Annotated in this window: 2 protein-coding genes; both read left to right on the top strand. The window is 69.5% G+C overall.

Annotated features, from left to right (window positions below; genetic code table 11):
• Window positions 1–1,457, top strand: a 1,457-nt coding sequence (locus ABT130_RS47335; protein WP_350966457.1) for a type I polyketide synthase, incomplete at its 5' end; no start/stop codon positions are given.
• A 38-nt stretch (window positions 1,458–1,495) separates the two neighbouring features.
• The coding region (locus ABT130_RS47330; protein WP_350966456.1) for a type I polyketide synthase at window positions 1,496–3,083 on the top strand (1,588 nt) is incomplete at its 3' end.

Here is a 3,083-nt window from a genome sequence, read left to right as displayed (position 1 = left end):
AGTTGCGGCCGTTGCCGGTGACGGCGTGGGATGTGCGCCGGGGCCGGGAGGCGTTCCGGTTCATGAGTCAGGCCAGGCACACGGGCAAGATCGTGTTGACCATGCCCCGGCGGTGGAACCCGGAGGGCACGGTGCTGATCACCGGTGGCACCGGTGGTCTGGGCGCGTTGTTCGCGCGGCATCTGGTGGCCGAGCGTGGGGTGCGGCGTCTGCTGCTGACCAGCCGCCGGGGCCTGGAGGCTCCAGGTGCGGTGGAGTTGCGGGCCGAGCTGATCGCGCACGGGGTCGAGGTCACGGTCGCCGCCTGTGATGTGGCCGATCGGGATCAGGTCGCCGCGCTGCTGGCGCAGGTCGATGCCGGGCATCCGCTGACCGCGGTGATCCACACCGCGGGCGTGGTGGATGACGGGACGATCGCCTCGCTGACGCCGGAGCGGCTGGATGCGGTGTTGCGGCCGAAGGTGGACGCGGCCTGGCATCTGCATGAGCTGACCCAGGGTATGGATCTGGCTGGGTTCGTGGTGTTCTCCTCGCTGGCCGGGGTGATGGGCGGTGGTGGTCAGGGCAACTACGCGGCGGCCAATGCCTGGCTGGACGCGTTGATGGCACGGCGCCGGGCGCTGGGGTTGCCGGGACTGTCGCTGGCGTGGGGACTGTGGGCGCAGGCCACCGGGATGACCGGGGACATGTCGCAGGCCGATGTGCAGCGGATGACCGCCGCCGGGCTGCCGCCGATCACCACCGAGCAGGGACTGGCGCTGTTCGACGCGGCCATCGGATCGGACTCACCACTCGTGATCCCGGTCCAGCTGAATCCGCCCACAGTGCCACAAGAGCAGGTGCCGCCGTTGTTCCGCGGTCTGGTGCGCGGCACCCGCCGTACGGCCGCCGCGCTGTCGGCAGCCGGAGGTGGCGGCGCGGGCGAGGCGCTGTCCCGGCAGCTGGCCGGCCTGGCCCACCCCAAGCGGATCCGCATGCTGTCCGACCTCATTCGCACCCAGGCCGCCGCCGTCCTCGGACACCCCGACTCCGCGGCGGTGGAAGTACGGCGCGAGTTCCGCGAGCTGGGCTTCGACTCGCTGACCGCGATCGAGCTGCGCAACCGGCTCAACGCCGCCACCGGGCTGCGCCTGCCGGCCACCCTCATCTTCGACTACCCCACCCCCGTTGTCCTCGCCGAGCACCTCCTCGCGGAAATCGCTCCCGGGGAACCCGCAGCCGCGAAGCCGTCGTTGCTGGCCGACCTCGACCGATTCGAGGCCGCACTTTCCGAGGACGCGCTCGACGAGATCACTCGGAACGGTATCGCGACACGGCTCCGGCAGCTGCTGGGGAAGGTGAGCGAGAGCGGCCCAGGAACTAGTGAAATCGCTGTCGTAGACATGCTCGAATCAGCGAGTGCCGAAGACATCCTCGGCATCATCGAAAGCGAACTGGGCTACCTGAAAGATCTGTGATCCCGGCTCGCCTCGGAACACTTCGGAGGGCCGCCCCGATGTCGGAAGACCGGAAGCTCGTTGAATACCTCAAGTCGGTCGCCGCTGATCTGCGTGAGACCCGTCGGCGACTCCAAGAGGTTGAGTCGGGCAGGCACGATCCGATTGCGATTGTGTCGATGGCGTGCCGCTTTCCGGGTGATGTCAACTCTCCTGAAGACTTGTGGCGTCTGGTGGCCGAGGGCGGTGATGGGATCGGAGAGTTCCCGACGTCGCGTGGCTGGGATCTCGGGGTGGTGTACAACCCGGACCGGGAGCGCCGGGGCACCAGCTATGTGCGTGAGGGTGGCTTCCTGCACGAGGCCGGGGAGTTCGACCCCGGGTTCTTCGGGATCTCGCCGCGTGAGGCGTTGGCGATGGATCCGCAGCAGCGGTTGCTGCTTGAGGTGTCGTGGGAGGCGATCGAGCGGGCCGGGATCGACCCGGTCTCGCTGCGTGGCAGCCACACGGGCGTGTTCGCCGGCGTCATTTACCACGACTACGGGCCGAGTGCCGAGTTCCCGCTGGAAGTGAGGAGCTTCGTCAGCACCGGGACCGCCGGAAGCATCGCCACCGGGCGTATCGCCTACGCGCTGGGCTTGGAGGGCCCTGCGGTCACGGTGGACACCGCCTGTTCGTCCTCTCTGGTGGCGTTGCATCTGGCGGCGCAGGCGCTGCGCTCGGGCGAGTGCGGTCTGGCCCTCGCGGGAGGCGTGACCGTGATGGCCACGCCCGGAATGTTCATCGACTTCAGCGCCCAGGGCGGGCTCGCGACCGACGGACGATGCAAGGCGTTCGCCGACGCGGCGGACGGCACGAACTGGTCCGAAGGCATAGGCATGTTGGTGCTGGAGCGGTTGTCGGACGCCCGCCGCAACGGCCACCAGATCCTGGCCGTCCTGCGCGGCTCGGCGGTGAACCAGGACGGTGCGTCCAACGGGTTGACCGCGCCGAACGGCCCGTCGCAGCAGCGGGTGATCCGCCAGGCCTTGGCCGGTGCGGGCCTGACCCCCGCGAACGTGGACGTGGTCGAGGCGCACGGCACGGGGACGACGCTGGGTGACCCGATCGAGGCGCAGGCCCTGCTGGCCACGTACGGTCAGGATCGGCCGGAGGATCGGCCGCTGCTGCTCGGCTCGGTGAAGTCGAACATCGGTCACACCCAGGCGGCCGCGGGTGTCGCGGGTGTGATCAAGATGGTCATGGCGATGCGGCACGGGGTGCTGCCCAAGACGCTGCACGTGGACGAACCGTCCTCGCACGTGGACTGGTCGGCTGGTGCGGTGGAACTGCTGACCGAGACCAGGCCCTGGCCGCAGGTGGATCGGCCGTGGCGGGCCGGGGTGTCGTCGTTCGGTTTCAGCGGCACCAACGCGCACGTCATCATCGAACAAGGCCCGGGAGTTCCTGACGCCGGGCCGGACGCGGATGATCCGGCACCGGCGGGTGTGGTGCCGGTGCTGGTGTCGGGCCGTACGGCAGGAGCGTTGCGGGCGCAGGCCGGGCGACTGGTGTCGTTCCTGGATGGTGAGCCTGATCTGGGGCTGGCCGATGCCGCGTTCTCGCTGGCCACGACGCGGTCGGCGTTCGAGCATCGGGCGGTGGTGC

Source organism: Streptosporangium sp. NPDC001681, assembly GCF_040298085.1.
Taxonomy (GTDB): Bacteria; Actinomycetota; Actinomycetes; order Streptosporangiales; family Streptosporangiaceae; genus Streptosporangium.
The sequence above is the reverse complement of the archived record's forward strand: the minus strand, read 5'-3'. Positions and strand labels throughout refer to the sequence as shown.